The 21,951-nt window shown below is 72.3% G+C and carries 19 protein-coding genes; 9 read left to right on the top strand and 10 right to left on the bottom strand.

Features of this window, described 5'->3' with window-relative positions; translation table 11 throughout:
* Positions 1–3 precede the first annotated feature (3 nt).
* From MED01_RS30615 to MED01_RS30605, 3 genes are all read left to right on the top strand, one after another.
* Positions 4–852 (top strand): polysaccharide deacetylase family protein, encoded by an 849-nt coding sequence (locus MED01_RS30615; protein WP_238671930.1) that lies wholly within the window; start codon positions 4–6, stop codon positions 850–852.
* Positions 853–941: 89 nt separating this feature from the next.
* Positions 942–1,874 carry an ABC transporter ATP-binding protein gene (locus tag MED01_RS30610; RefSeq protein WP_238671929.1) on the top strand — a complete coding sequence of 311 codons (933 nt, stop codon included), beginning with the start codon at positions 942–944 and terminating at the stop codon, positions 1,872–1,874.
* A complete protein-coding gene (locus MED01_RS30605) occupies positions 1,871–2,692 on the top strand; it encodes an ABC-2 transporter permease (RefSeq protein WP_238671928.1) in 822 nt (273 codons plus the stop codon). The genes MED01_RS30610 and MED01_RS30605 overlap by 4 nt, the downstream gene beginning before the upstream one ends.
* 36 nt (positions 2,693–2,728) lie before the next feature.
* Here MED01_RS30605 and MED01_RS30600 read toward each other — a convergent pair whose 3' ends face one another.
* From MED01_RS30600 to MED01_RS30585, 4 genes are read right to left on the bottom strand one after another with little or no spacing between them, the layout of a single operon-like run.
* On the bottom strand, positions 2,729–3,346 hold the full coding sequence (locus tag MED01_RS30600) for a response regulator (protein ID WP_238671983.1): 618 nt from the start codon (positions 3,344–3,346) through the stop codon (positions 2,729–2,731).
* Positions 3,347–3,405: 59 nt separating this feature from the next.
* Positions 3,406–4,977, bottom strand: a complete 1,572-nt coding sequence (locus MED01_RS30595; protein WP_238671927.1) for a sensor histidine kinase — start codon at positions 4,975–4,977, stop codon at positions 3,406–3,408.
* 54 nt (positions 4,978–5,031) lie between these two features.
* Positions 5,032–5,757 carry a dethiobiotin synthase gene (bioD, locus tag MED01_RS30590; protein ID WP_238671926.1) on the bottom strand — a complete coding sequence of 242 codons (726 nt, stop codon included), beginning with the start codon at positions 5,755–5,757 and terminating at the stop codon, positions 5,032–5,034.
* A gap of 55 nt (positions 5,758–5,812) precedes the next feature.
* Positions 5,813–6,949: an 8-amino-7-oxononanoate synthase gene (locus MED01_RS30585; protein ID WP_238671925.1), complete on the bottom strand. Its 1,137-nt coding sequence runs from the start codon at positions 6,947–6,949 to the stop codon at positions 5,813–5,815.
* 204 nt (positions 6,950–7,153) lie between these two features.
* On the opposite strand from MED01_RS30585, the gene bioB reads away from it, so the two are divergent.
* From bioB to MED01_RS30570, 3 genes are read left to right on the top strand one after another with little or no spacing between them, the layout of a single operon-like run.
* Positions 7,154–8,149: a biotin synthase BioB gene (gene bioB / locus MED01_RS30580; RefSeq protein WP_124819840.1), complete on the top strand. Its 996-nt coding sequence runs from the start codon at positions 7,154–7,156 to the stop codon at positions 8,147–8,149.
* A gap of 5 nt (positions 8,150–8,154) precedes the next feature.
* Positions 8,155–8,346 carry a biotin synthase auxiliary protein BsaP gene (gene bsaP, locus MED01_RS30575; RefSeq protein ID WP_238671924.1) on the top strand — a complete coding sequence of 64 codons (192 nt, stop codon included), beginning with the start codon at positions 8,155–8,157 and terminating at the stop codon, positions 8,344–8,346.
* A 4-nt stretch (positions 8,347–8,350) separates the two neighbouring features.
* The gene (locus MED01_RS30570; protein WP_238671923.1) at positions 8,351–8,857 is read left to right on the top strand and encodes a GNAT family N-acetyltransferase; all 507 of its coding nucleotides are present in this window, start codon (positions 8,351–8,353) and stop codon (positions 8,855–8,857) included.
* A 1-nt stretch (position 8,858) separates the two neighbouring features.
* Here the strand turns inward: MED01_RS30570 and MED01_RS30565 are convergent, their stop codons facing one another.
* Positions 8,859–9,386, bottom strand: a complete 528-nt coding sequence (locus MED01_RS30565; protein WP_238671922.1) for a DUF488 domain-containing protein — start codon at positions 9,384–9,386, stop codon at positions 8,859–8,861.
* A 130-nt stretch (positions 9,387–9,516) separates the two neighbouring features.
* On the bottom strand, positions 9,517–12,420 hold the full coding sequence (locus MED01_RS30560; protein ID WP_238671921.1) for a glycoside hydrolase family 9 protein: 2,904 nt from the start codon (positions 12,418–12,420) through the stop codon (positions 9,517–9,519).
* A gap of 433 nt (positions 12,421–12,853) precedes the next feature.
* On the opposite strand from MED01_RS30560, the gene MED01_RS30555 reads away from it, so the two are divergent.
* Positions 12,854–14,419: an aldehyde dehydrogenase family protein gene (locus MED01_RS30555; protein WP_238671920.1), complete on the top strand. Its 1,566-nt coding sequence runs from the start codon at positions 12,854–12,856 to the stop codon at positions 14,417–14,419.
* A 17-nt stretch (positions 14,420–14,436) separates the two neighbouring features.
* Here MED01_RS30555 and MED01_RS30550 read toward each other — a convergent pair whose 3' ends face one another.
* From MED01_RS30550 to MED01_RS30535, 4 genes are all read right to left on the bottom strand, one after another.
* Positions 14,437–15,501 carry a GNAT family N-acetyltransferase gene (locus MED01_RS30550; protein ID WP_238671919.1) on the bottom strand — a complete coding sequence of 355 codons (1,065 nt, stop codon included), beginning with the start codon at positions 15,499–15,501 and terminating at the stop codon, positions 14,437–14,439.
* Between the two features lie 117 nt (positions 15,502–15,618).
* Positions 15,619–16,677, bottom strand: a complete 1,059-nt coding sequence (locus tag MED01_RS30545) for a hypothetical protein (RefSeq protein ID WP_238671918.1) — start codon at positions 16,675–16,677, stop codon at positions 15,619–15,621.
* Between the two features lie 61 nt (positions 16,678–16,738).
* Positions 16,739–17,440: an ACT domain-containing protein gene (locus MED01_RS30540; protein WP_238671917.1), complete on the bottom strand. Its 702-nt coding sequence runs from the start codon at positions 17,438–17,440 to the stop codon at positions 16,739–16,741.
* Positions 17,441–17,601: 161 nt separating this feature from the next.
* Positions 17,602–19,326, bottom strand: coding sequence for an alpha-keto acid decarboxylase family protein (locus MED01_RS30535; protein ID WP_372493755.1), 1,725 nt, complete (start codon positions 19,324–19,326; stop codon positions 17,602–17,604).
* Positions 19,327–19,527: 201 nt separating this feature from the next.
* Between MED01_RS30535 and MED01_RS30530 the strand changes: the two genes are divergently transcribed.
* Complete coding sequence (locus MED01_RS30530) at positions 19,528–20,607, top strand: phosphotransferase family protein (protein ID WP_238671915.1); 1,080 nt, start codon at positions 19,528–19,530, stop codon at positions 20,605–20,607.
* Positions 20,607–21,818 carry an acyl-CoA dehydrogenase family protein gene (locus tag MED01_RS30525; protein WP_238671914.1) on the top strand — a complete coding sequence of 404 codons (1,212 nt, stop codon included), beginning with the start codon at positions 20,607–20,609 and terminating at the stop codon, positions 21,816–21,818. Before MED01_RS30530 ends, MED01_RS30525 begins: the two co-directional genes overlap by 1 nt.
* Positions 21,819–21,951 lie beyond the last annotated feature (133 nt).

Genomic DNA, 21,951 nt, shown 5'->3' with positions numbered 1-21,951 from the left:
GGCGTGTCAGCCATCCCCACCCGTCGGATCCCTGCCGTCGTAACGCTTCTGGCAGTGCTGGCGTTGACTGCCTGCACAGTCGGTCCCAGCCACTCGGCGCACGCGCGGCAGGCCGCAGCGCTCCAGCCGACTCCGTCCGCGCCAGTGCCGACCCCCTCGGTCTCGCCGTCCCCGACCGCGAAACCCGCGTTCAAGAGCCTGGCCTGGTACGTGTCCCAGGTGCCGACGTTTCCCGAGGCGCCGCAGCCGCAACCGGTGGAGCTGCCCACCACCGGTTCGGCCGCGTTCTGGCACCGCCTGCCGACCGACCAGAAGGTCGCCTTCATCACCATCGACGACGGTGGGCTGGCCCGCCCGCCTGGGGTGATCGACTTCATCTGGGAGGCGCGCATCCCGGTGACGATGTTCCTCAACTCTCCGGCGGCGACGGAGCACACCGACTACTTCCGGCAGATCGAGGCGGTGGGTGGGGTCGTGGAGAACCACACCATCAGGCACAACTCGCTGGCCGGCCGGTCGTACGACTATCAGAAGCAGGAGATCTGCGGCGCCGCCGACAAGCTGGAAGGGCTGTTCGGCAAGCGGCCCACCCTGTTCCGGCCACCGTTCGGTGAGCATGACAGCAGCACGCTGAAGGCCGCGCACGACTGCGGCGCGAAGGCGGTCTTCCACTGGACCGAGACCGTCCACGAGGGGAAGGTGCGCTACCAGACCCCGGAGAAGGTGGTCCAACCTGGCGACGTGCTGCTGATGCACTTCCGACCGGCGCTGATGGACGACCTGCTCGCGGCGTTGAAGGCGATCCACCGGGCCGGGCTCACCCCGGCACTGTTGGAGCAGTACGTACGGTGATCAGCCCGCCACCGACCTGACGAAAGTCAGGGGTGGGTGGTGCCGTTCGGGCGCGGCGGCGCGGCAGCTCGCTCGCCTAGCGTCAGCGCATGATCACATTACGTGGGTTGACGAAACGGTTCGGGTCGACCGTCGCGGTCGACGCGTTGACAGTCGACATCGCGCCCGGCCGGGTCACCGGCTTTCTCGGCCCCAACGGCGCCGGCAAGTCCACCACCATGCGGATGATCCTCGGGCTGGACCGTCCGACCGCCGGGCAGGCCCTGGTGGGCGGGCGCGCGTACCGGGAGTTGCGCCGGCCGCTGCACGAGGTGGGCGCGCTGCTCGACGCCCGGGCCATCCACCCGGCCCGGTCCGGCCGGGCGCACCTGGGGGCCATGGCGCACAGCAACGGCATCCCGACCCGCCGGGTCGACGAGGTGTTGGACACCGTCGGGCTGGACGGGCGGGCCGCCGCCAAGCCGGGGCGGACGCTCTCGCTCGGCATGGGCCAACGGCTCGGCATCGCCGGCGCGCTGCTCGGCGACCCACCGGTGCTGATGTTCGACGAGCCGGTGAACGGACTCGACCCGGACGGGGTGCGCTGGGTGCGGCAGCTGATGCGCTCACTGGCCGACGAGGGGCGGACGATCTTCGTGTCCAGCCACCTGATGAGCGAGATGCAGCTCACCGCCGACCAGCTCGTGGTGATCGGCCGGGGGCGACTGCTCGCCGACGAGCCGATCGGCGAGGTGATCGCCCGCAGCACCGTCGCGGTCCGGGTCCGCAGCCCACACCCGGACGGACTGGCCGCGCTCGCCGCGCGCCTCACCGCCGCCGGCGCGACAGTGGAGGCGGCGGACCGGAACGAGCTGACCGTCGTCGGCGCCACCGCCGACCAGGTCGGCGACCTGGCCCACGAACTGGGGGTACGACTGCACGAGCTGAGCGCACACGCCGCGTCGCTGGAGCAGGCGTTCATGGAGCTGACCGCCGACAGCGTCGAGTACGCGGGCGGCCCGATCGAAGGTGGGCACCGATGAGCACGCAGACCGACACGGGCACCCGCCCCGCCATCGCGCCGGCCGCCGGTGCGGCGGCCGCCTTCCGGGGTGCGGTGGCCGCCGAGTGGACCAAGCTCGCCTCGGTCCGGAGCACCTGGTGGACGGCGCTGGCCGGCCTGGTGGTGATGGCGGCGAGCGCCGGCCAACTGGCCATCTACGTCGCCAACGGCAACACCAACGACGACCCGGCCGACGACGCCGGCGTCGTCACCGTCGGCAGCGTGCTGATCGACTCGGTCGAGCTGACCCAGTACGTGGTGCTGGCGTTGGGCCTGCTGGCGATCACCGCCGAGTTCACCAGTGGCACCATCCGCACGACGTTGCAGTGCACCCCGTCGCGCGGTCGGGTGCTGCTGGCCAAGGCCGCCGTCACCGGGGCGGTGACCTTCGCGCTCGGGCTGCCGCTCGGCGTCGTCGGTGTCCTGGTCGCCCGGCCGGTGCTCGGCGAGTGGGGCAGCGCTCCGGTCATCGACACGATCGGCGACATCGTGGCGGTGGCGACCTACCTGGCGCTGATCGGCGTGCTCGCGCTGGGCCTCGGTGCCGCGCTCCGCAGCGCGGTGCTCACCATCGTCGTGCTCCTCGCCACCCTGATGATCGTGCCGCTGTCCCTACAGGAGCCGGACATCGAGGTGCTGAACCGGATCGCCGACGTGTTCCCCGGTGTGGCCGGCGGGCACTTCCTGGCCGGCGACACCGAGCCGTACCCGCCATTGGGCGGGCTGCTCCTGCTCGCCGGGTGGGCCGCCGCCGCGCTACTGCTGGGCCGAGTCGCCCTGCGCCGCCGCGACGCGTAGTAGGTGCAGGTTGAGCGGGGGCCACCCGGCCCCCGCTCAGCCGTCGACCAATCCCGCCTCGTACGCCAGGATCGCCGCCTGCACCCGGTTGCGGACGTCCAGCCGGGTGAAGATGCTGGTCAGGTAACTCTTCACGGTGCCCTCCACGAGGTGCAGCCGGCGGGCGATCTCGGCATTGGAGAGGCCCGCCCCGACCAGGGCCAGCACCTCCCGTTCCCGCTCGGTCAGCCCGGCCGCACGGTCCCGGGCGGCGGGTCGACGGGCCAACCGGTCGGCCCCCAGCTCGATCACCCGACGGGCCACCCTCGGCGACAGGTACGCCCCACCGTCGGCGACCGCGTGCACACCGGCGATCAGCTCACGCGGGTCGCCGGCCTTGAGCAGGAACCCGCTGGCACCGTGCCCGAGCGCCCGGGCCACGTGGTCGTCCTCGCCGAACGTTGTCAGCATGATGGTCGCGGTGTCCGGCACGATCCGGCGGATCTCGGCGGCGGCGGCCAACCCGTCCAGCCGCGGCATCCGGATGTCCAGCAGCGCGACCCGGGGTCGGTGGGCCCGGACCAACTCCACCGCCGCGTGCCCGTCGCCGGCCTCGGCGACCACCTCGATGCCCGGGTCGCTGGCGAGGATGGCCCGGACGCCGGCCCGGATCATCGCCTCGTCGTCGGCCAGTACCACCCGGATCGGCGGTGTCCCCGTCGTGTCGGTGTCCACTAGGCGATCCACTCCTTGCTGACCAGCCGGCCGTCGGTGAAACAGAGCCGCCAGGTCGGCGCGGCGAGGGGAAAGTTACCGTCGGTGTAGTACTCGCAGCCGGCCAGGTCGACCGCCGCTGTGCGTTCCAACTGCCGCCGGGGCAGCCCGACCAGCTCCGACCGGGCCGCGCCGACACGCAACTGGTCGAAGGTGGCCCGGTCCAGCACCGTCCCGGCGGTCGCCACCGGGTAGTAGACGAACGAGAGCACCACTGCGAAACCGACCGGGGCGACGAGCGCCACCAGCAGGCTGCGTCGGACCCGCCGCCGGGCGTCGTGCAGCCGCCGCTCGGCGTCCACCGGCCGCTCCGCCGGACCCTGTCGCTCGTCGGACCAGGACGCGAGCCCGGCCTCGGCCGCCGACCCGATCGGCTCCGGCGGTGCCGCGGTGGCCGGCAACACCGCCCGTACCGCGAACCCGCCGTCGGCCCGGTGGCCGGCGTCGAGCGTCCCGCCGGCGAGGCGGACCCGCTCGGCGAGGGCGAGCAGCCCACTGCCCTGCGACGGTGGGGCGGGCAGCGGCCCGGCCGGCGGCGCGTCGTTGACGACTGTCACCTCGACCCGGTCACCGTCGCGGGTGAGGCGCACGTCGACCGGGGCGCCCGGCGCGTACCGGGCCGCGTTGGTCAGCGCCTCCCGGACGATCCGGTGCGCCGCGTGCCCGGTCATCGGCGGTAGGTCCGCGACCACCGGGGCAGTGTCCAGCCGTACCGCCATCCCGGCCTCCCGGGCGCCGTCGACCAGGTCGGCCACGGTCTCCCCGCTCGGACGCAGCGACGCGCCAGCCTCCTCGCGGAGCACCCCGATGATCTCGTGGAGTCGCTCGGTGGCGGCGGAGACGCTGGCCCGCAACTCCCCTGCCGCGGCCCGATGGCGGTCGTCCAGGTCGGCGGCGACCTCCAGGGCGGCGGCGCGCAACGCGATCAGGCTGAGGTCGTGACCGAGCGAGTCGTGCATCTCCCCGGCGATCCGAGCCCGCTCGCGCAATCGGGTCCGCTCGGCGGTGCCCCGCTGCTCGCGGGTCAGCGCGTCGACGTGCCGGCGACCCGCGTCGGTCAACTCCTGCTGCTGGCGGCGGTACCGGCCGACCAACCAGGGGAACACGGCGGCGAAGAGCAGCACCGAGGCGAGCAGGAACCAGGTGGCCGCGCCGGCGCCGAGCAGCCCCAGGTTGAGCGCCGTGCCACCGGCCACGATCAGCACGAAGACCATGATCGCCGGACCCGCGGTGGCGCTACGCCGCCCGGCGAGATAGCTGAAGACCGGAATCGCGAACATAAAGTTGCCATCGACCAACGACCCGAGCACCGCCAGCACCGGGGCGACCAACGGCTGACGTCGACCCGCCACCACCGCCGCGCCGAGCACCAGCAGCTTGCCGACCAGAAGCGGCACCGTGTACCGCGAATAGGGCGGGTTGGCGTCGGCGTAGCCGATCGGGGCGGCCACCACCGCCCAGAGCAGCACGTCCAGCAGCAGGCGACGCCGCCGGTGCAGCCAGCCCGGCGACGGGAAGTCGAGGATCCGCACGGCGGTCAGGCTACCGACGCCCGACCTGCGCGGACACCGACGAAAGTCAGGTGTTCAGCCGCTCTCCTCGGCCCAGACCCGCCAGTCGTCGAGCACACCGTGCAGGGCCGGGGTGAGCCAACCCGGCGCGGACCGCCGGAACACACCCGGGTCCATCGCGCCCGCGCCGTCGGGCAGCGCGCCGAGAAGGTTCGGCACCAGATCGGTGAGGTTCGTCCAGTGCACCAACTCCGGCCGGGCCGGCCAGGCGCCGATCACCACACCGGCCGGCACCGCCCTACGGTCCAGTGCCTCCAGGGTCAACGCGGTGTGGTTGAGCGTGCCCAACCCGGCGCGGGCGACCACCACAGCGGGCGCGCCGAGCGACACCGCCAGGTCGGCCATCGTCCACGGCTCCCCCGACGGCCGCAGCCCCATCGGAACCAGCAACCCGCCCGCGCCCTCGATCAGCACGAGGTCGTGCTTGTCGGCCTCCGCGCGGACGGCGTCCACCGCCGTGTACAACTCCAGCGGCGGCAGGTCGGCCACCCGCGCTGCGGCCAACGGGGCGAGCGGATCCGGGTAGCTGGCAAGGGTCCGACCGGTCAGCGGCGCAGCCAGCCGGTTCACCGCGTCCACGTCGCCGGGCTCACCGCCGGCCGTACCGGTCTGACCCGGTTTGACCACCGCCACCCGCAGCCCGGCGGCCTGCGCGGCGGCCGCGATCGCCGCTGTCACCACCGTCTTGCCGACCTCGGTGTCCGTTCCGGTAACCAGCACCGACCCCGCCCACCCGGTCATGACGCCCCCTGGGTTCGCGACTGCGGGGCTCGCCGAGCCGGCTCGCTCCGCGCGCTCACGGCGCGGTGTCCACGATGACGTCCAGCGCCCGCTCGAACGCCCTCCGGGGCACCCCCGCGCTCACCGTCAGGCGCAGGCGGGAGCGGCTGTCCGGGGTGGATGGTGGCCGGAAACAGCCCACCGCGACGCCCCGGTCCCGGCAGTCCGCCGCCCACGCGGTCGCCGCCTCCGGCCCCGGGGCCGTCACCGAGATCACCGCCGCGTCCGGGGCGGAGACGGTCAGCCCGGCCGACCGCAGTCGACCCACAGCCAGTCCCACCCGGTCGGAGAGTTCGGCGCGCAGGTCGTCGCCGGCCTGGGCGAGCCGCAGCGCGGCGTGCACACCGGCGGCGACCGCCGGCGGCAGTGCCGTGTCGAAGATGAACGTGCGCCCGGTCTCGACCAGATGCCTGACGAACTCGGCCGGGCCGGCGACAACGCCACCCGCGCCACCGAGCGCCTTGGACAGGGTGGCGGTGACCACCACGTCCGGCTCGCCGGCCAGCCCGGTGGCCGCCACCGCGCCCGCGCCGGCCGGGCCGGTCAGTCCCAGCGCGTGCGCATCGTCGACCAGCAGCAGCGCGCCGTGACGGCGGGCCACGGCGTGCAGCCGAGCCAGCGGGGCGAGATCACCGTCGACCGAGAAGACCGACTCCGTCACCACCACCGCCGGGCGGCCGGGAGCGGCAGCGAGCGCGGCGGCTACCGCATCGACATCGGCGTGCGGGGTGACCACCGTCTCCGCACCGGAGATGCGGCAGCCGTCGATCAGCGACGCGTGGTTGTGCGCGTCGGAGACGAGCAGCGTCCGAGGTTGGACGAGCGCCCGCAGCGCGCCGAGGTTGGCCAGGTAGCCGGAGGAGAAGACCAGAGCGCCGTCGGTGCCCAGCCAGCGGGCCAGGTCCTCCTCCAGCGCCCGGTGCGCGTCGGTGGAGCCCCGGACCAGTCGCGACCCGGTAGCCCCCAGCCCGTACGCCGACAGGGCCGCCGTGGCCGCGACGATGACGTCCGGGTGGGTGGCCAGGCCGAGGTAGTCGTTGCCGGCCAGATCGGTCATCTGATCGTCGGCCGGACGCGGATGCAGTCGCCTGGTGAGCCCGGCCTTCGCCCGCAGCTCCGCGCGGCGGTCGAGCGCCGCCAGCCAGTCCGCCACCGTCACCCTCCCCCGCTGTGCGTGCCGGTCAGCCCGACACCCGCCGGGCGAAATTACCACCCGCCGCCACCGGCCCGACGATTCCACTCGGTGCGAGCTGTCCACGAGCTGCCAGGGCGTTCGGGCTGATCGGGTGGTCCAGGGCCTGTTTCGAAGCCCCTGGCCGGCCCGGGGCTTTGGCACAGGCCTAGTAGGGTACGAGCCATGCCAGAGATCCTCGACCAGGCCCGGACCCAGGTCCTGGGTGACGGTGTCGGCCTCGATCAGGCCGGCATCCTCGCCGTGCTGAACCTGCCCGACGAGCACCTGCCCGCCGCCCTCCAGCTCGCTCACGACGTGCGGATGCGCTGGTGCGGCCCGGAGGTCGAGGTCGAGGGAATCGTCTCGCTCAAGACCGGCGGCTGCCCGGAAGACTGCCACTTCTGCTCGCAGTCGGGCCTGTTCACCTCGCCGGTGCGCTCGGTCTGGCTGGACATCCCGTCGCTGGTCGAGGCGGCGAAGCAGACCGCCGCGACCGGGGCGACCGAGTTCTGCATCGTCGCTGCGGTCCGCGGTCCGGACGCCCGGCTGATGAAGCAGATGCGCGAGGGCGTCGCCGCCATCAAGGCGGCCGTCGACATCCAGGTCGCCGCGTCGCTGGGCATGCTCACCAAGGAGCAGGTCGACGACCTGGTCGACATGGGCGTGCACCGCTACAACCACAATCTGGAAACCTGCAAGTCGTACTTCCCCAACGTGGTCACCACGCACTCGTGGGAGGAGCGCTGGGAGACCCTGCGGATGGTGCGCGACTCCGGCATGGAGGTGTGCTGCGGTGGCATCCTCGGCCTCGGTGAGACCGTCGAGCAGCGGGCCGAGTTCGCCGCGCAGCTCGCCGAGTTGAACCCGCACGAGGTGCCGCTCAACTTCCTCAACCCGCGCCCCGGCACCCCGCTCGGTGACCGTCCGGTCGTGGAGGGCAAGGACGCGCTGCGGGCCATCGCCGCGTTCCGGCTGGCCATGCCGCGCACCATCCTGCGGTACGCCGGTGGTCGCGAGATCACCCTCGGCGACCTCGGCACCCGTGACGGTCTGCTCGGCGGCATCAACGCGGTGATCGTCGGCAACTACCTGACCACGCTGGGTCGACCGGCAACAGCCGACCTGGAGCTGCTGGACGAGTTGAAGATGCCGGTCAAGGCGCTCTCCGCCACGCTGTGACGACAATGACGACTACGCAAGCGTGGTGCGACAGGTGCGGTGAGTCGGCGACGGCCACCGCCCACCCCGCCTGCGCGTCGGCCCGCCAGTTGGAGCCACCCCGGTTCTGCCACCGCTGCCGTCGCCGGATGAAGGTGCAGGTGCTGCCGGTGGGCTGGTCGGCGGTCTGCGTCGAGCACGGCGAGATCCGGGGCTGAGCCGGTGCTGCGGGGGCGGGTGGTGACACTACGACCGGCGACGGTCGCGGACGTGCCGGCCCTCGCCGCGATCCGGGCCGACCCGGAGGTACGCCGGTGGTGGCGGGGCGGCGACGACCTGGCCGACTCCGTGCGCGCCGACCTCGCCGACGACGACCTGCACGTGTACGCGATCGAGCACGACGGCCGGGTGATCGGCGCGATCCAGTGGTACGCCGAGGCGGACCCTGACTACCGGCACGCCAGCCTGGACGTCTTCCTCGACCCGGCGGAGCGTGGCGCCGGCCTCGGCGGCGACGCCATCCGCACCCTGGCCCGACATTTGATCGACGAGTACGGCCACCACCGCTTCACCATCGACCCGGCCGCGGCGAACAGCGCCGCCATCCGGGCGTACGCGAAGGTTGGTTTTCGCCCGGTGGGGGTGCTGCGCCGCTATGAGCGCGGCGCGGACGGCCGCTGGCACGACGGCCTGTTGATGGATCTGCTCGCCGACGACCTGGTGGAGTGACTCAGCCGTCCCACAGCAGGTGGCCGTCGGGCAGTCGGCGGGCGCCCTCGGCCGGCCGGTGCGGGCTGAGGCGGCCGTCCGGCATCAGGTGCGCCACTGGGACTCCGCTGCCCAGCGTCGCGACGTCGGCGATCAGCCGGCGGTGGCAGCGCCACCACACGCTCTCGCTGCACATGACCGCGGTGGTCCGACGATCCGCCCCGGCGAGCACCTCGGCGAGCGCGTCGTCGAACTCGGCCGTCCGCGTGTGGGCGGCGTACGCCCGGAACGCCGCGACCGTCCACCAGGTGTCCGGCTCGGGTTTCCCGGCGGGGACGTGCCGTCGTCCGCCCAGTCGCGGCTCCCAGCGGTAGTCGACGCCCCACTCGGGCAGCCACCGTTCGAGCTCCTCGCGGCGGACGTCCGGGTTGGTGCGGCTGGCCGGGTATCGCCGCACGTCCACCACCTGGGCGATCCCGGCCCCGGTCAGCAACTCTCCCAGCCGGCCCCGATCGGCAGCGCCGTGTCCGACGGTCAGCAACTCCCGCACGATCGTGGCTTGCCCGAAATCCCGCCGACCTATCCCCCCGAGTCCGCCCGCGAGGGCCGGGCAGTGCAGATCTTGGACAGTTACCGTCCGCGCGGAACGGTAACTGTCCAAGATCTCGTCGCGGTGCCGGTCAGGCGATGGTGCAGGGTGTGTTGTTGACGGTGAAGGCCGTCGGTTTCGGGTTGGCGCCGCTGTACGTGCCGTTGAAGCCGAAGCTCACCGACGCGCCCGCCGCGATCGTGCCGTTGTAGGACAGGTTCGTGGCGGTGACCGCCGCGCCGCTCTGGCTGATCGTCGCCGACCAGCCCTGGCTGACGCTCTGCCCACCGGGGAAGCTGAACCGCACCGTCCAACCGTTGATCGCTGTGGTGCCGGTGTTGGTGATCGACACGTTGGCGGTGAAGCCGCCGCCCCAGTCGGTGGTGGCGTACCCCACAGTGCAGGTGCCACCGACCGGCGGCGCCGCGGTGGTCACCGCGACCGGCGTGGACGCCGCGGAGGTGTTGCCCGCCGCGTCCACTGCCACCACGTAGAACTGGTACGCCGTCGAGGCGGTCAGCCCGGACACCGCCTGGGTGGTGCCGGTCGGCGAGCCGACAAGCACGTCGGTGGCGCCGGCCTCGCGATAGACCCGGTAGCCGGTGACGCCCACGTTGTCGGTCGACGGGGTCCAGGCCAGTGTGAGCCCGGTGGCGGTGACGGCCGAGGCGACCGGCGTGCCGGGGGTGCTCGGCGCTGTGGTGTCGGCGGTGCCGGCCGGCGGCGTGGTCACCGTGAGCTTCGGTGAGGCGGCCGACGTGTTGCCGGCCCCGTCGCGGGCCACGACGGTGAACTCGTACGACGTCGCTGGCAGCAGCGTCGTGATGGTCAACGTCGTGCCGGTGACCGGCCGGACCAGGACCGTGTCGCTGTTGACCTGGACCTCGCGGACGTCGTACCCGGCGAGGCCGCTGCCGCCGCTGTCAGTGGACGGCGCCCAGGTCAGGGTGACGGTGCGGGGGCCGAGGTTGGACGCCACCGGGGTACCGGGGACGGTCGGCGCGGTGGTGTCCGGTACGACCGGGCCCGGCTCCTCGCCCCACACCCGGGTGGCGCCGGAGTAGAGCGGCACCTTCCGGTTGGGCCCGGCGGTGGCCTGGTACGACGGGTCGTTTGTCGGGTCCCAGGTGCCGCCCTCCGGCACGCCGACCTTGAACTGGACCTCCATCCGGTGCTGTGACTGACCCGCCGGGGCGATGGTGTACCCGGCGCAGTTCACCTCGACGTACCAGATGTCACCGCTGTACTGCTTGGCTGTGGTCGGGGACGGGCAGCCCTGGGTGTAGCCGGCGGTGACCTGCACCGGGCCGGTGCCGTCGGGCCGGAAGTAGTACCGGAACCGGCCGTCGGTCAGCGCGCGGGCCGGGAACGCGGACTTGTTGTAGACCATCACCTTGAGCCCGGTGGCCCGAGGTTCGGCCTGCGTCACAGTGGTCTCCACTGTCAGCTCGTCGATGTCCGGCGTCTCGGCGACCGGGAAGTTCGCCAGCGGCGTGCCGCCGTACTCGGAGGTCAGCCGGACCAGCGCGGACGTGAAGCCGGCGTTGTAGTCGGTGGCCACCTCGTTCATCACGTAGTCCGAGCGGCTGTCGCTGTACGCGTCGTTGGCCGAGGACGGGCCGCCGACCAGCGCGCCGTAGAGGGTGTGCCGGGTCTCCACCGGCACGGTCTGGCTGTCCCACCAGGAACCGTGCGCGGTGCGGTGGTGCGGGTTCTTCGGCGAGTTGGCGCCGAACCCGATGACGTAGCTGGAGTTGCGCGGGTTGTCGCCGAGCGCGTAGTTGATCTGCCGGACGGCGAAGTCGTGATAGCGGGCCTTGCGGGTGGTGTCGGTGGTCTTGTCGCTGTAGACCAGCGCGGCGAAGGAGGTGTTCGCGGCGTAGCGCAGCGCGCCCCAGGAGTCGAGCACCGCCATCCCGCCCGGCGAGTACGGCACCCGCTGCCCGTTCACCCCGACGGTCCAGTAGTCCAGCCACCGGTTGGCGTCGTCGACGTACTTCTGCTTGCCGGTCAGGTTGGCCAGCAGCACGTACGCGCCGAACTGCTTGTTGTCCCAGGCGATGGTCCACTTGTAGGAGCGGGTGGTGGACTGGTTCTCGGTGCCGAGCTTGTCGTACTCACTCTCGGCCTTGGTCAGGTAGCTGGCCTCGCCGGTGGCCCGGTGCAGCCAGATCGCGGCCCAGACCAGCTCGTCCTGCCAGCCGCTCCACGAGCGGTAGAAGCTGGTGGCGTCGGTGATGCACTCGTGGTAGGCCTTCCGCACCGTGTCGGCGAAGGTGTAGAGCTGCCGGGCGTGCCCGAGCAGCTTGTCCGCGTAGGCCGCGTCGGTGGGCCGGAACACCATCGAGGAGGCGGCCATCGCGGCCGCCGTCTCCCCCGCCAGGTCCGCGCCGCCACAGCTGGCATCGATCTTGTACGCGGGCCGCGCCATCGGCAGCACCTCGGCCGGACCCCACCACTTGTGGTCGTCGTCGCCCTTGCCCACCTGTCCGTAGAGGACGTTTGCCGACGGGTGCGCCTTGATGAAGTAGTCGTTGACGAAGCGCAGGTTGTTGAGCAGGTGCGGCAGTTGCCCGGAGGCGGTGTAGCCGCTGCGGTACTCGACAGCGCCCCAGGCGAGCATTGTGGCGCTGAACGCCATCGGGAAACCGAACTTGACGTGGTCGCCGGCGTCGTACCAACCGCCGGTGAGGTCCACGCCCGCGCTGGCGCCGTCGGTGAGCGCGCTGTCTCCGCGCCAGGAGACCCGGTTCCAGTCGGGCAGTCGACCGGACTGCTGCGCCTCGTAGAAGAGCAGCGACTTCTGCAACGCCTCGGCGTAGTTGTAGGTCGCGGCGGGCGCGGCGGAGGCGGGCTCGGACGGTGGGGCGGTCACCGCGAGGGACGCGCCGGTGAGCAGCGCGACGCCGAGGGTCAGCAGCCGCCGCGGCCAGGGCTGGTCGGCGGCCGGCGACCGGCCGGGCTGGCCGCTGAACGGCCGGGTCAGGTGGCGCATGGCGGACTCCTGTCGGAGGCGCCGCCGGCGGTCGCACCGACGCGGGACGGCGTACGGGCGGCACGGCCACCGGCGACAGCGGGGTGGCGGTGTGACCATGGGCCATGGAAGCGCTCCCATGGATAACCGACAATGTAATGGGCGGCTCGCTGGTTGGGAAGCCTGGCAACCAGGACCTACGTGCGCGGCACCGCTTCCGTACTCGCGAGTAACCATTGCGGACCATCTCACACCATCGACAGTCTTCGATCTGTGAATCGGGTTTGCGCAGCTCACGACGGTAGCTTCCGCGACGGTTTTCGCGCCGTTCGAGCGCTTCGTCGGCCAGCCAGACAAACGTACTGTTGCTGACCCACTACCAAGCGCGAGACAGTACCGCTCACCAGCGGTGCCGTCGACGCCGCCGCTCCCTGGTCAACCCTGAGGAGAAGCGATGGCACTACGACTCGCCGACGGCACCACCTGGACCGACATCCTGGCCCGCGCGGTGGCCGCCGCCCCGGAGGCGTTCGGCGCCGAGGTCGACGGCGTCACCACACTGCACAACCTGATCGAGGGCGAATGGCGCGCGGTCGGCCAACCCGCCCCGGTCCGCACCCCGGTGGACAACACAGTCCTCATCAACCTGCCCCGGGTCGACGCGACCACCGCACGTGCCGCGGTGACCCACGCCGCCGCCGCGCACCGGGCCTGGGCCCGGACCCCGCTGGCCGACCGCAAGGCCCGGGTCGCCGAAGCCCTGGACTCGCTCACCGCCCACCGCGACCTGCTCGCCCTGCTGCTGGTCTGGGAGATCGGCAAGCCGTGGCGGCTGGCCTGCGCCGACGTGGACCGGGCGCTCGACGGCGTCCGCTGGTACGCCGACGAGATCGACCGGATGCTCGCGGACGGCCGCGAACCGCTGCCCGGCCCGGTCAGCAACATCGCGTCCTGGAACTACCCGATGAGCGTGCTGGTGCACGCCGAACTGGTCCAGCTCCTGGCCGGCAACGCGGTCATCGCCAAGACCCCGTCCCAGGGCGGCGCGGTGTGCCTGACCGTCGCGCACGCGCTGATGCGCCGGGCCGGGCTGCCCGCCACGCTCGTCTCCGGCAGCGGCGGGGAACTGTCCGAGGTGCTGGTCCGGGCACCCGAGATCGGCGCTGTGGCTTTCGTCGGCGGCCGGTCCAACGGCGGCAAGGTGGCCGCCGCGCTGCTCGACAGCGACAAGCGGCACTTCATCGAACAGGAGGGTCTCAACGCCTGGGGCATCTGGAACTTCACCCAGTGGGACCTGCTCGCCACTCACCTCAGGAAGGGTTTCGAGTACGGCAAGCAACGCTGCACCGCGTACCCCCGCTTCGTGGTGCAGCGAGACCTGGTCGACGAGTTCCTCGACATGTACCTGCCGGTCGTCCGCTCGGTCCGCTTCGGTCACCCGCTCGCCGTCGGCGACGACTGGGCCGCCGGTGACCCGCTGCCCGAGCTGGACTTCGGGCCGCTGATCAGCGCCGCCAAGGCCGACGAGCTACGCCGCACCGTCGACGAGGCGGTCCGCGGCGGCGCGATCCCGCTGCACCGCGGCAAGCTCACCGGCGCGCCGTTCCTCTCCGGGCAGGACACCTCGGCGTACGTGGCGCCGTCGGTGCTGCTCGCCCCGCCCGGACGGTCCCGACTGATGCACGCCGAGCCGTTCGGTCCCGTCGACACGATCGTCGTGGTGGACACCACCGACGAGCTGCTGGCCGCCATGAACGCCTCCAACGGCGCGCTGGTGGCCTCGCTGGCCTGCGACGACACCGACGAGGCCGGCAAGCTCGCCGTCGACCTTCAGGCGTTCAAGGTGGGCATCAACAAACCGCGCTCACGCGGTGACCGGGACGAACCGTTCGGCGGCCGGGGCGCCTCCTGGAAGGGCGCGTTCGTCGGCGGCGACCTGCTGGTGCAGGCCGTCACCGTCGGCGGAGACAGCCGGCTCTACGGCAACTTCCCCGACTACACCAGCCACCCCACCACCTGAGCACCGCAACCAGGGCCCTAGGCGAACGCGCCAGTGCGCTCCGCCGAGGAGGCGACGGCGAGCGGGACGGTGAGAGTGAGCAGCCCACCGTCGCGCTCCGTCACGGCGGGCCGACCCAGCCGGTGCAGCGTACGCAGCATCGGGTCGTTGGTGGCCTGCACGTGCAGCACCAGCGCCGCGTACCCGGACCGGTCGGCGTGCTGGACCACCCGGCGCAGCAACGCCGAGCCGAGCCCACGCCGCTGCCAGTCGTCCCGCACCAGCAGCGCCACCTCGGCCTCGTCGCCCTCGCCGAGCAGGTTCGCCATGGCGACCACCGACTCGGCCGTACCGTCGGAGCCGGTGGTGCCAGCGATCAGCGTCAGCCCTCGGCTCGGCTCCAGCAGTCGACGCAGGCGGGCCGGCTGCGGCAGCGCTGCCCCGCCCAGGTAACGCCGCTGCCGGCTACGCGGTGAGCACGCCTCGTGCAGCTCCAGCACGCCGGGCAGATCGTGGGCGCTGGCCGGCCGGACGGCCACCTCCGCGCCGTCGGGCAGCACCATTGTGACCTGTTCGGCGGCCCGGCGCGCCACGGTGGCGGCCAGCTCGACCAGGGCCTGCGCCCGCGCGTACTCCGCCGGGGTGAAGTCGGGTGCGGCCCGGCGCAGCGCGAACGAACCGCCCGCCGGGTCGGCCAACAGCATGCCGGCCCCGGTGATCCCTCGTTCGCCGCCGACCGACGCGGGTCGCCAGCTCACGACGTCGGCGGCGAGCAGGGTCCGCAACGCCTCACCCGTCGCGTCCGGGTCACGCACCAGCCGGTTGGCCAGCCCGAGCACCCGGGTGGGCTGGTCGGCCAGACCACGCGCCTCGCTGCGCGCCACCCAGCAGTCCCGGCCCCGACCACGCTCGACCGCGGCGATCAGCTCGGCCTCGTCGAGCGCGTCCGGCGCGTCGACCAGGAAATCGTCCACCGCGCCCTGCTCGGTGGGCTGCACCTGCACGGTGAGGATGTTGACCCCGCGCAGCGCGAGACTCGCGGTGAGCACCGACAGGTAACCCGGCCGGTCGTCCACCGTCGCTCGGATCCGCCACAACGTCATGGTTGGCTCCCTTCCCCGGGTACCACCCTCGTCCCCCGCTGTTGCCGCCCGATTGCCCGGCGGTGACGGGTTGCGCTCGGGAGCGTGACCCCGCCGGGCGGGTCACCGGATCCGCCGCTACGCGAAACGGCCGCGGTAGCCGATGGGGCCCTCGCCGACCCGCTGGTAGGTGCCCAGGAACCCACCGCCGCCCAAGGCGATCGTGCCGTTGTTGCCGCGCAGGTCCCGCCAGGCCAGCCTGCTGAGCGGGTGGTCGCGTACCCCCACGGCGAGGAGCAGGTCACCCGAGCGGTGCCAGCCGCCGGCCCAGCCCTCCTGGGTGTGGAAGCGCCGCGCCTCCTTGGCGACGGTGCCGCGCTCGGTCAGCCGGCCGCGGAACTCCGTCGGCTCTCCACCCGGCTGCCGCCGCCAGCCGTAGAAGGCCTGCTGTTGCTTCTCGAACGTGATCGCGTACTCGGCACCGGACGTGTCGGCCCACGCCACCTGGTCGAGGACGGACTGCTCGCCCCGATCGACGAAGATGGTGACCTCGCCGACGGCACTCGTGTACCGCAGCACCGGCTCCGCGATCGCCTGCCGGACGAGGGCCAGGCCCGCCTGGTCATGCGCGTACATCGGGTCGACAGTGACCCGGTAGAGCCACAGCATGCTCCGGGCGTCGACACCGCTCGCGATCCGCATCGTGTTCCGGCCGGCGACCAATTCCACGGCCGGGACCGCGAAGACCAGCCGTTGCGGAAGCCCACCACCGTTCGGGATGCGGAACTCGTCGGCCAGCGGCCGGCCGTTGAGGACAACGGTGAGCGGGGCGTACCCGGGACCCCCGGCCAGCATCGACGCGAGCGCCATCAGGGTGACGCATGCCTCCCGGACCACGGCCGGGTCGGGTACGTCGAACTCGAACTCGACCGACCCGCCGGCGTTAATCGAAAGGTGGTCGTCCGCCGCCGAGGACCGGTGCACGCCGGTGATCTCGACGTTGCCGAGGCGGGGCGGCTCGGTGCCGAAGTCCGCGTAGGTGGGTGCCATCTGGATCCCCGGCCGCCGCCCGGGCACCGGCGCGGCAGCCGGCGGGTGCGGCAGCTTGGCGTCCCCCTCGTAGCCCTGCGGCGCACCGGACCGGGCCCGGCCGCCCGCGGCGGTCTCCGCGCGATATTCATCAGTGGACTTGTTCATCCCGAGGAGACTAGATCAACAAATCCGGCCTCCGCGGGCTGCCCGGTCGACGGGTGGCGCCTCAGGGGTTGGCGCTGACCGGTGGTGCGCCGACCAGGTCCAGTCGGTCGCCGAGGATCACCGCGCAGGCCCGGACGAGCTGGGTGAGCCGATCCACCTCGGTGCTGTGGAACGCCGCGGCGGAGAGGGTCTCGCTACGCTCGCGGGCCACCACCAGCACCAGGCCCGCCCGGCCGAACGGCGCGATCGCGTGGTGGGTGCCGTCGGGCGTGGTCATCGACCGCCCGCGCAGCGGGGTCACCTCCGGCAACCGCGGGGGTACGGGAGCACGCCAGCTCGCGTGCCCCACCGTCGCCCCGCCGCCCCCGCTCCGCGAGGCCCAGTCGACAGGCACCACGGCGCCCACGGCCCAATCGGCGGCCAGCAGCCCCGGCACCGCGTCGACAAGGGTGGCCAACCCGTCCGCCGGGTTGGCCGCGACCTGGGCCAACAGCTCCGCGTCCTGGCCTGTGGTGGTGGGCGCGCCGATCGCCCGCCACACACCGTCCACCCGCACCCCCGGTATCGCCGCGAGGCCGGCCAGCAGCCGCTCCACCCGCGCCGCGCCCGGCCAGACGACAGTGAAGTCGTCCACCGCGCGCCCGCCGAGCCGTTCGAGGACCACCACCTGGACGATGTCCGCCCCGGAGACGCCCAAGGTACGGGCAACCTGACCCAGGGTGCCCGGACGGTCCGGCAGGGTGACCCGAACTCGCAGCAACATGTCTGTCCCTCCGCTCGGCGGGCCGGCGAAGGAGCGGCCGGCAGGCTGACCCCAGCCTGGTCGTTGACCATTTCGTCCCTGTTGCAGGGGCATGTCCCGAGCGGAAACTTACCGGTCGGTGACCGAGCGGTTTCGGCAGGTGAGGAAGCGGACGCCGACGCTCAGGGCAGCCCGCCCAGGGGCAGGACCGGTGTGGAGGCCAGCTGTGCGTGGTAGTCCGCCGCGGACGTCTCCCGACCCCACTGGGGCATTCCGGCGGGCAGGTCCAGCCGGTCGGTCTCCACCTCGATGAGGGTCAGCTGGGGCGGTGGTCCGTCGATGCCGGCCAGGATGGCGGCCAGCTCGCCTTCGGTCCGGGCGACGTGGGCGGTGAAGGTCCTGTCCCGCGCGAACACTGCGGGGAGTTCCGTGTACCGCCAGTTGTCGATGTCGTTGTACGGCTGGTGCCGTCCGTCGACTGCCCGTTCGACGGTGTAGCCGCCGTTGTTGACGACGACGATGATCGGGCGTTGGTTCGTGGCGAGCATCCGGCTGATCTCCTGCACTGTCAGTTGCAGTGATCCGTCGCCGGTGATCAGCACCGTCCGTCGATCCGGTGCCGCCACCGCGGCGCCGAAGGCGGCCGGTGTGGCGTAGCCGATCGAGCCCCAGATGGGCGGTTCCACAACGGTGACCCCGGCGGGCAGCCGCATCGTCGCCGCGCCGAAGGACGGGGTGCCGGTTTCCGGGACGAAGATGTCCCCCTCACGCAGCATGCTCTGGATCGCCGGCCAGAGCCGTGCCTGCCGGATCGGTTCGTTGTTCGACGGGTCGAGTACGGGCGGGTCGCCCGCCAGCAGCGGCGCGCGTGACCATTCCGTCGTACGGTTCGGGGCGATCTCGTGCAGGCACCGCAGCGCCGCCGGCAACGCGATCGGGGCGAAGCGGGTGCCGGCGACGACGGCGGCGTCCCGGTGCAGACTGATCACCCGGTCCACCTTCAGGTCGGCGGTGAACAGGCCGTCCCAGTCGAAGAACGTGGTGCCCACGCAGACCAGGGCGTCCGCGCCCTCCACCACCTCCGCAACCTCATCGGGGCTGTCGCCGCCGTTGTAGATGCCCACGTAGTGGGGGTCGGACTCGTCGAGCAGTCCCCGTCCCAGCGACTGCGCGGCGACCGGCCAGTTTCGGTCGGCGACCATGGCGGTGACGGCCGCGCCGAGGTTGAAGCGGATCGGCAGGTTTCCCACCAGCATGGCCGGCCGCTCGGCACCGGCGAGCAGTCGCCGGGCGGCCGCGGCGAAGGCGTCGAGCTGCCCGGGCGCCACCACCGGCTCGGGCCTGGTGAACCGTTTCCCCGGGCCGGCGACCTCGGCGTGGGCCACGTCGCCGGGAATCCGGATGTAGACCGGGCGCTGCTGCGACCAGCACTCGGTGAGCACCCGATCGACCTCCCCCGCAGCGTTCTGCGCGGTCAGCGAGGTCTGGGCGACTGTCACCTCGCGCGCCACCCGTATCCAGTGGTCGAAGTCGCCGTCGGCGAGCGAGTGGTGCATGGAGGTGTGCTGCCGCATGATCTCTTCGGTCGGACCGCCGACGATCGAGACGATGGGTACCGACTCCGCCATGGCCCCGGCCAGCGCGTTGACCGCCGACAGCTCGCCGGGACCGAACGTGGTGAGGATCGCGGCCACACCCGCGAGGCGGGCGTACCCGTCGGCGCTGTAGCCGGCGTTGAGCTCGTTGCAGCTACCGACCCACTCGATCCCGTCGAACGCCTCGATCTGATCGAGGAAATCCATGTTGTAGTCCCCCGGCAACCCGAAGACATGGCGCACTCCGAGGTCGTGGAGCCGGCTGAGCAACAGCTCGCCGACCGTTGTCGTACCCTTGCTCGCCTTCACCACGATTGACCCCCGTCGCTCCGAAGACCGCCGCCGCGATCCGCCCTCAAGACGATATCCAGGCAGTTGTCGGAAAGGCGGAGATTGTCCGTCATGCCGGCTCAACCGGCGGCGGCGCCACGTCCGAGCGACCGAAGCCCTCCCGACGACGCATCCGACGAATCTGACCTTGACAACGTGAACGGGCTGCCATCAACTAGTCGGATGAGTGATCCGGCCGTCGATGCGTCACGGCCGGCGGCCGTCCCGACCTCCCCAGCAGGGCTGGACCTGGACCGACTCGCCCACCATCTGGCAACGCACCGACCCGAGCTGGCCGTCGGGCCGCTGCGTGCCCAGCTGATAGCGGGCGGCAAGTCCAACCTCACCTACCTGCTGCGCCTCGGCGACCGCGAGGTGGTGCTGCGCCGTCCCCCGCTGGGGCACGTGCTGGCGACCGCTCACGACATGGCGCGCGAGTTCCGGGTCATCTCGGCGCTGGCGCCGACCGAGGTGCCGGTCCCGGGCGCGCTGCTGCTCTGCACCGACCCCGAGGTGATCGGCGCGCCCTTCTACCTGATGGAGCGGATGCCCGGCGAGGTGTTCCGCACCCGCGCGCAGACCGACCCGCTGGGCGACGAGCGCCGCCGGGCCCTGGCCATGGCGATGATGGACACGCTCGCCGCGTTGCACAGCGTCGACCCGTCCAGCGTCGGGTTGGCTGACTTCGGCCGTCCCGAGGGCTACCTCGCCCGGCAGGTCCGCCGCTGGGCCGGGCAGCTCGACCGCTCCCGCAGCCGCCCACTGCCCGGCATCGACGAACTGCGTGACCTGCTCGCCGCGACCGCCCCGGAGGGCGCAAACGCCGGCCGGATCGTGCACGGCGACTACCGGCTGGACAACCTCCTCGCCTCGGCCGACCCGGTCGCCGTGCACGCGGTGCTCGACTGGGAGATGGCCACCCTCGGCGACCCCCTCGCCGACCTGGGGCTGCTGCTCACCTACTGGGACGTGCTCGGCGGCAGCGACACCGCCGCCGGCAACCCCGTCGCCGACGGGCTCGGCCCGCGCGCCGGCTTCCCCACCGGCAGCGAGCTGATCGACAGGTACGCCGGCCGCAGCGATGCCGACGTCGGGCCGCTGCACTGGCACGTGGCTCTGGGCTGTTTCAAGCTCGCTGTCATCTGCGAGGGCATCCACTACCGCCACACGCTCGGGCAGACGCTCGGCGAGGGCTTCGACCGGATCGGCGAGATGGTGGCACCGCTGGTCGCGCACGGGCTGACCGCCGCCAGGGAGCGGTGATGGACTTCTCATACGACAGCCGGACCGAGGAGCTGCGCGCCGAGCTGACCCGGTTCCTGACCGAGCACGTCTATCCGGCCGAGGCCGTGCACGCCGAGCAGGTGGCCACCGGGGACCCGTGGTCGCGTACCCCGGTGTTGGCCGAGCTGAAGGCGGAAGCCCGCAAGCGCGGCCTGTGGAACCTCTTCCTGCCCGACCCGCGTTACGGCGCCGGCCTGACCAACCTCCAGTACGCCCCCCTGGCCGAGCTGACCGGGCGCAGCCCGCACCTCGCTCCGGAGGCGGTCAACTGCGCGGCACCGGACACCGGCAACATGGAGCTGCTGGCCGAGTTCGGTTCGGAGGCGCAGCAGAAGCGCTGGCTGATGCCGCTGCTGGAGGGTGAGATCCGCTCGGCGTTCTGCATGACCGAGCCGGATGTCGCGTCCTCCGACGCCACGAACATCGCCACCCGGATCACCCGCGACGGCGACGAGTACGTGATCAACGGACGGAAGTGGTGGTCGTCCGGGGCCATGGATCCTCGCTGCGAGATCTTCATCGTGATGGGCAAGACCGACCCCACCGCCGACCGGCACCGCCAGCAGAACATGGTGCTGGTCCCCCGGGACACCCCCGGGGTGAACGTGCGCCGGGGCATGACCGTCTTCGGCTACACCGACGGTTCGCACGGCGGGCACGCCGAGATCGACTTCACAGACGTCCGGGTGCCCGCGGAGAATCTGATCGGCGCCGAGGGCACCGGCTTCGCCATCGCCCAGGCCCGGCTGGGGCCGGGCCGGATCCACCACTGCATGCGATTGATCGGAATGGCCGAGCGGGCATTGGAGCTGCTCTGCAAGCGGGCGCTCGGGCGGATCGCGTTCGGCCGACCGCTGGCCGAGCAGGGCGTCGTCCGGGAGTGGATCGCCGAGTCCCGGGTCCGCATCGAGCAGGCCCGGCTGCTGGTACTCAAGACGGCCTGGCTGATGGACACCGTCGGCAACAAGGGCGCGCACACCGAGATCCAGGCCATCAAGATCGGCACGCCGGCGATGGCGGAGTGGGTGATCGACAAGGCCATCCAGGCCTACGGCGGCGCCGGTGTCAGCCAGGACACCCCACTGGCCGCCCTCTGGGCACAAACCCGCACCCTGCGCCTGGCCGACGGTCCCGACGAGGTGCACCGCAACTCCCTGGCCAAGCGCGAACTCCGCCGCTGGGCCCAGTAACCCCGCCTGGCCGCCGCACTTCCCCGCCGCCCGCGCCCACCCCACACGCCGCGCCCACCCCGCACGCCGCACGCCGCAGCCACACGCCGCACGCCGCACGCCCCCATGCCGCACGCCCCATGCCGCACGCCGC

This window comes from Micromonospora alfalfae, assembly GCF_022230925.1.
Classification (GTDB): domain Bacteria; phylum Actinomycetota; class Actinomycetes; order Mycobacteriales; family Micromonosporaceae; genus Micromonospora; species Micromonospora alfalfae.
Note: the sequence above shows the minus strand (reverse complement) of the source record. Positions and strands in the feature narration are given on the sequence as shown.

Bases quoted from the DNA above. Each gene is read 5' to 3' on its own strand.
- MED01_RS30545 (WP_238671918.1), bottom strand. From the start codon at position 16,677: ATGAACAAGTCCACTGATGAATATCGCGCGGAGACCGCCGCGGGCGGC.
- MED01_RS30605 (WP_238671928.1), top strand. From the start codon at position 1,871: ATGAGCACGCAGACCGACACGGGCACCCGCCCCGCCATCGCGCCGGCC.
- bioB (WP_124819840.1), top strand. From the start codon at position 7,154: ATGCCAGAGATCCTCGACCAGGCCCGGACCCAGGTCCTGGGTGACGGT.
- MED01_RS30610 (WP_238671929.1), top strand. From the start codon at position 942: ATGATCACATTACGTGGGTTGACGAAACGGTTCGGGTCGACCGTCGCG.
- MED01_RS30550 (WP_238671919.1), bottom strand. From the start codon at position 15,501: ATGACGTTGTGGCGGATCCGAGCGACGGTGGACGACCGGCCGGGTTAC.
- MED01_RS30540 (WP_238671917.1), bottom strand. From the start codon at position 17,440: ATGTTGCTGCGAGTTCGGGTCACCCTGCCGGACCGTCCGGGCACCCTG.
- MED01_RS30600 (WP_238671983.1), bottom strand. From the start codon at position 3,346: ATGATCCGGGCCGGCGTCCGGGCCATCCTCGCCAGCGACCCGGGCATC.
- MED01_RS30530 (WP_238671915.1), top strand. From the start codon at position 19,528: ATGAGTGATCCGGCCGTCGATGCGTCACGGCCGGCGGCCGTCCCGACC.
- MED01_RS30525 (WP_238671914.1), top strand. From the start codon at position 20,607: ATGGACTTCTCATACGACAGCCGGACCGAGGAGCTGCGCGCCGAGCTG.
- MED01_RS30555 (WP_238671920.1), top strand. From the start codon at position 12,854: ATGGCACTACGACTCGCCGACGGCACCACCTGGACCGACATCCTGGCC.
- bioD (WP_238671926.1), bottom strand. From the start codon at position 5,757: ATGACCGGGTGGGCGGGGTCGGTGCTGGTTACCGGAACGGACACCGAG.
- bsaP (WP_238671924.1), top strand. From the start codon at position 8,155: ATGACGACTACGCAAGCGTGGTGCGACAGGTGCGGTGAGTCGGCGACG.
- MED01_RS30560 (WP_238671921.1), bottom strand. From the start codon at position 12,420: ATGCGCCACCTGACCCGGCCGTTCAGCGGCCAGCCCGGCCGGTCGCCG.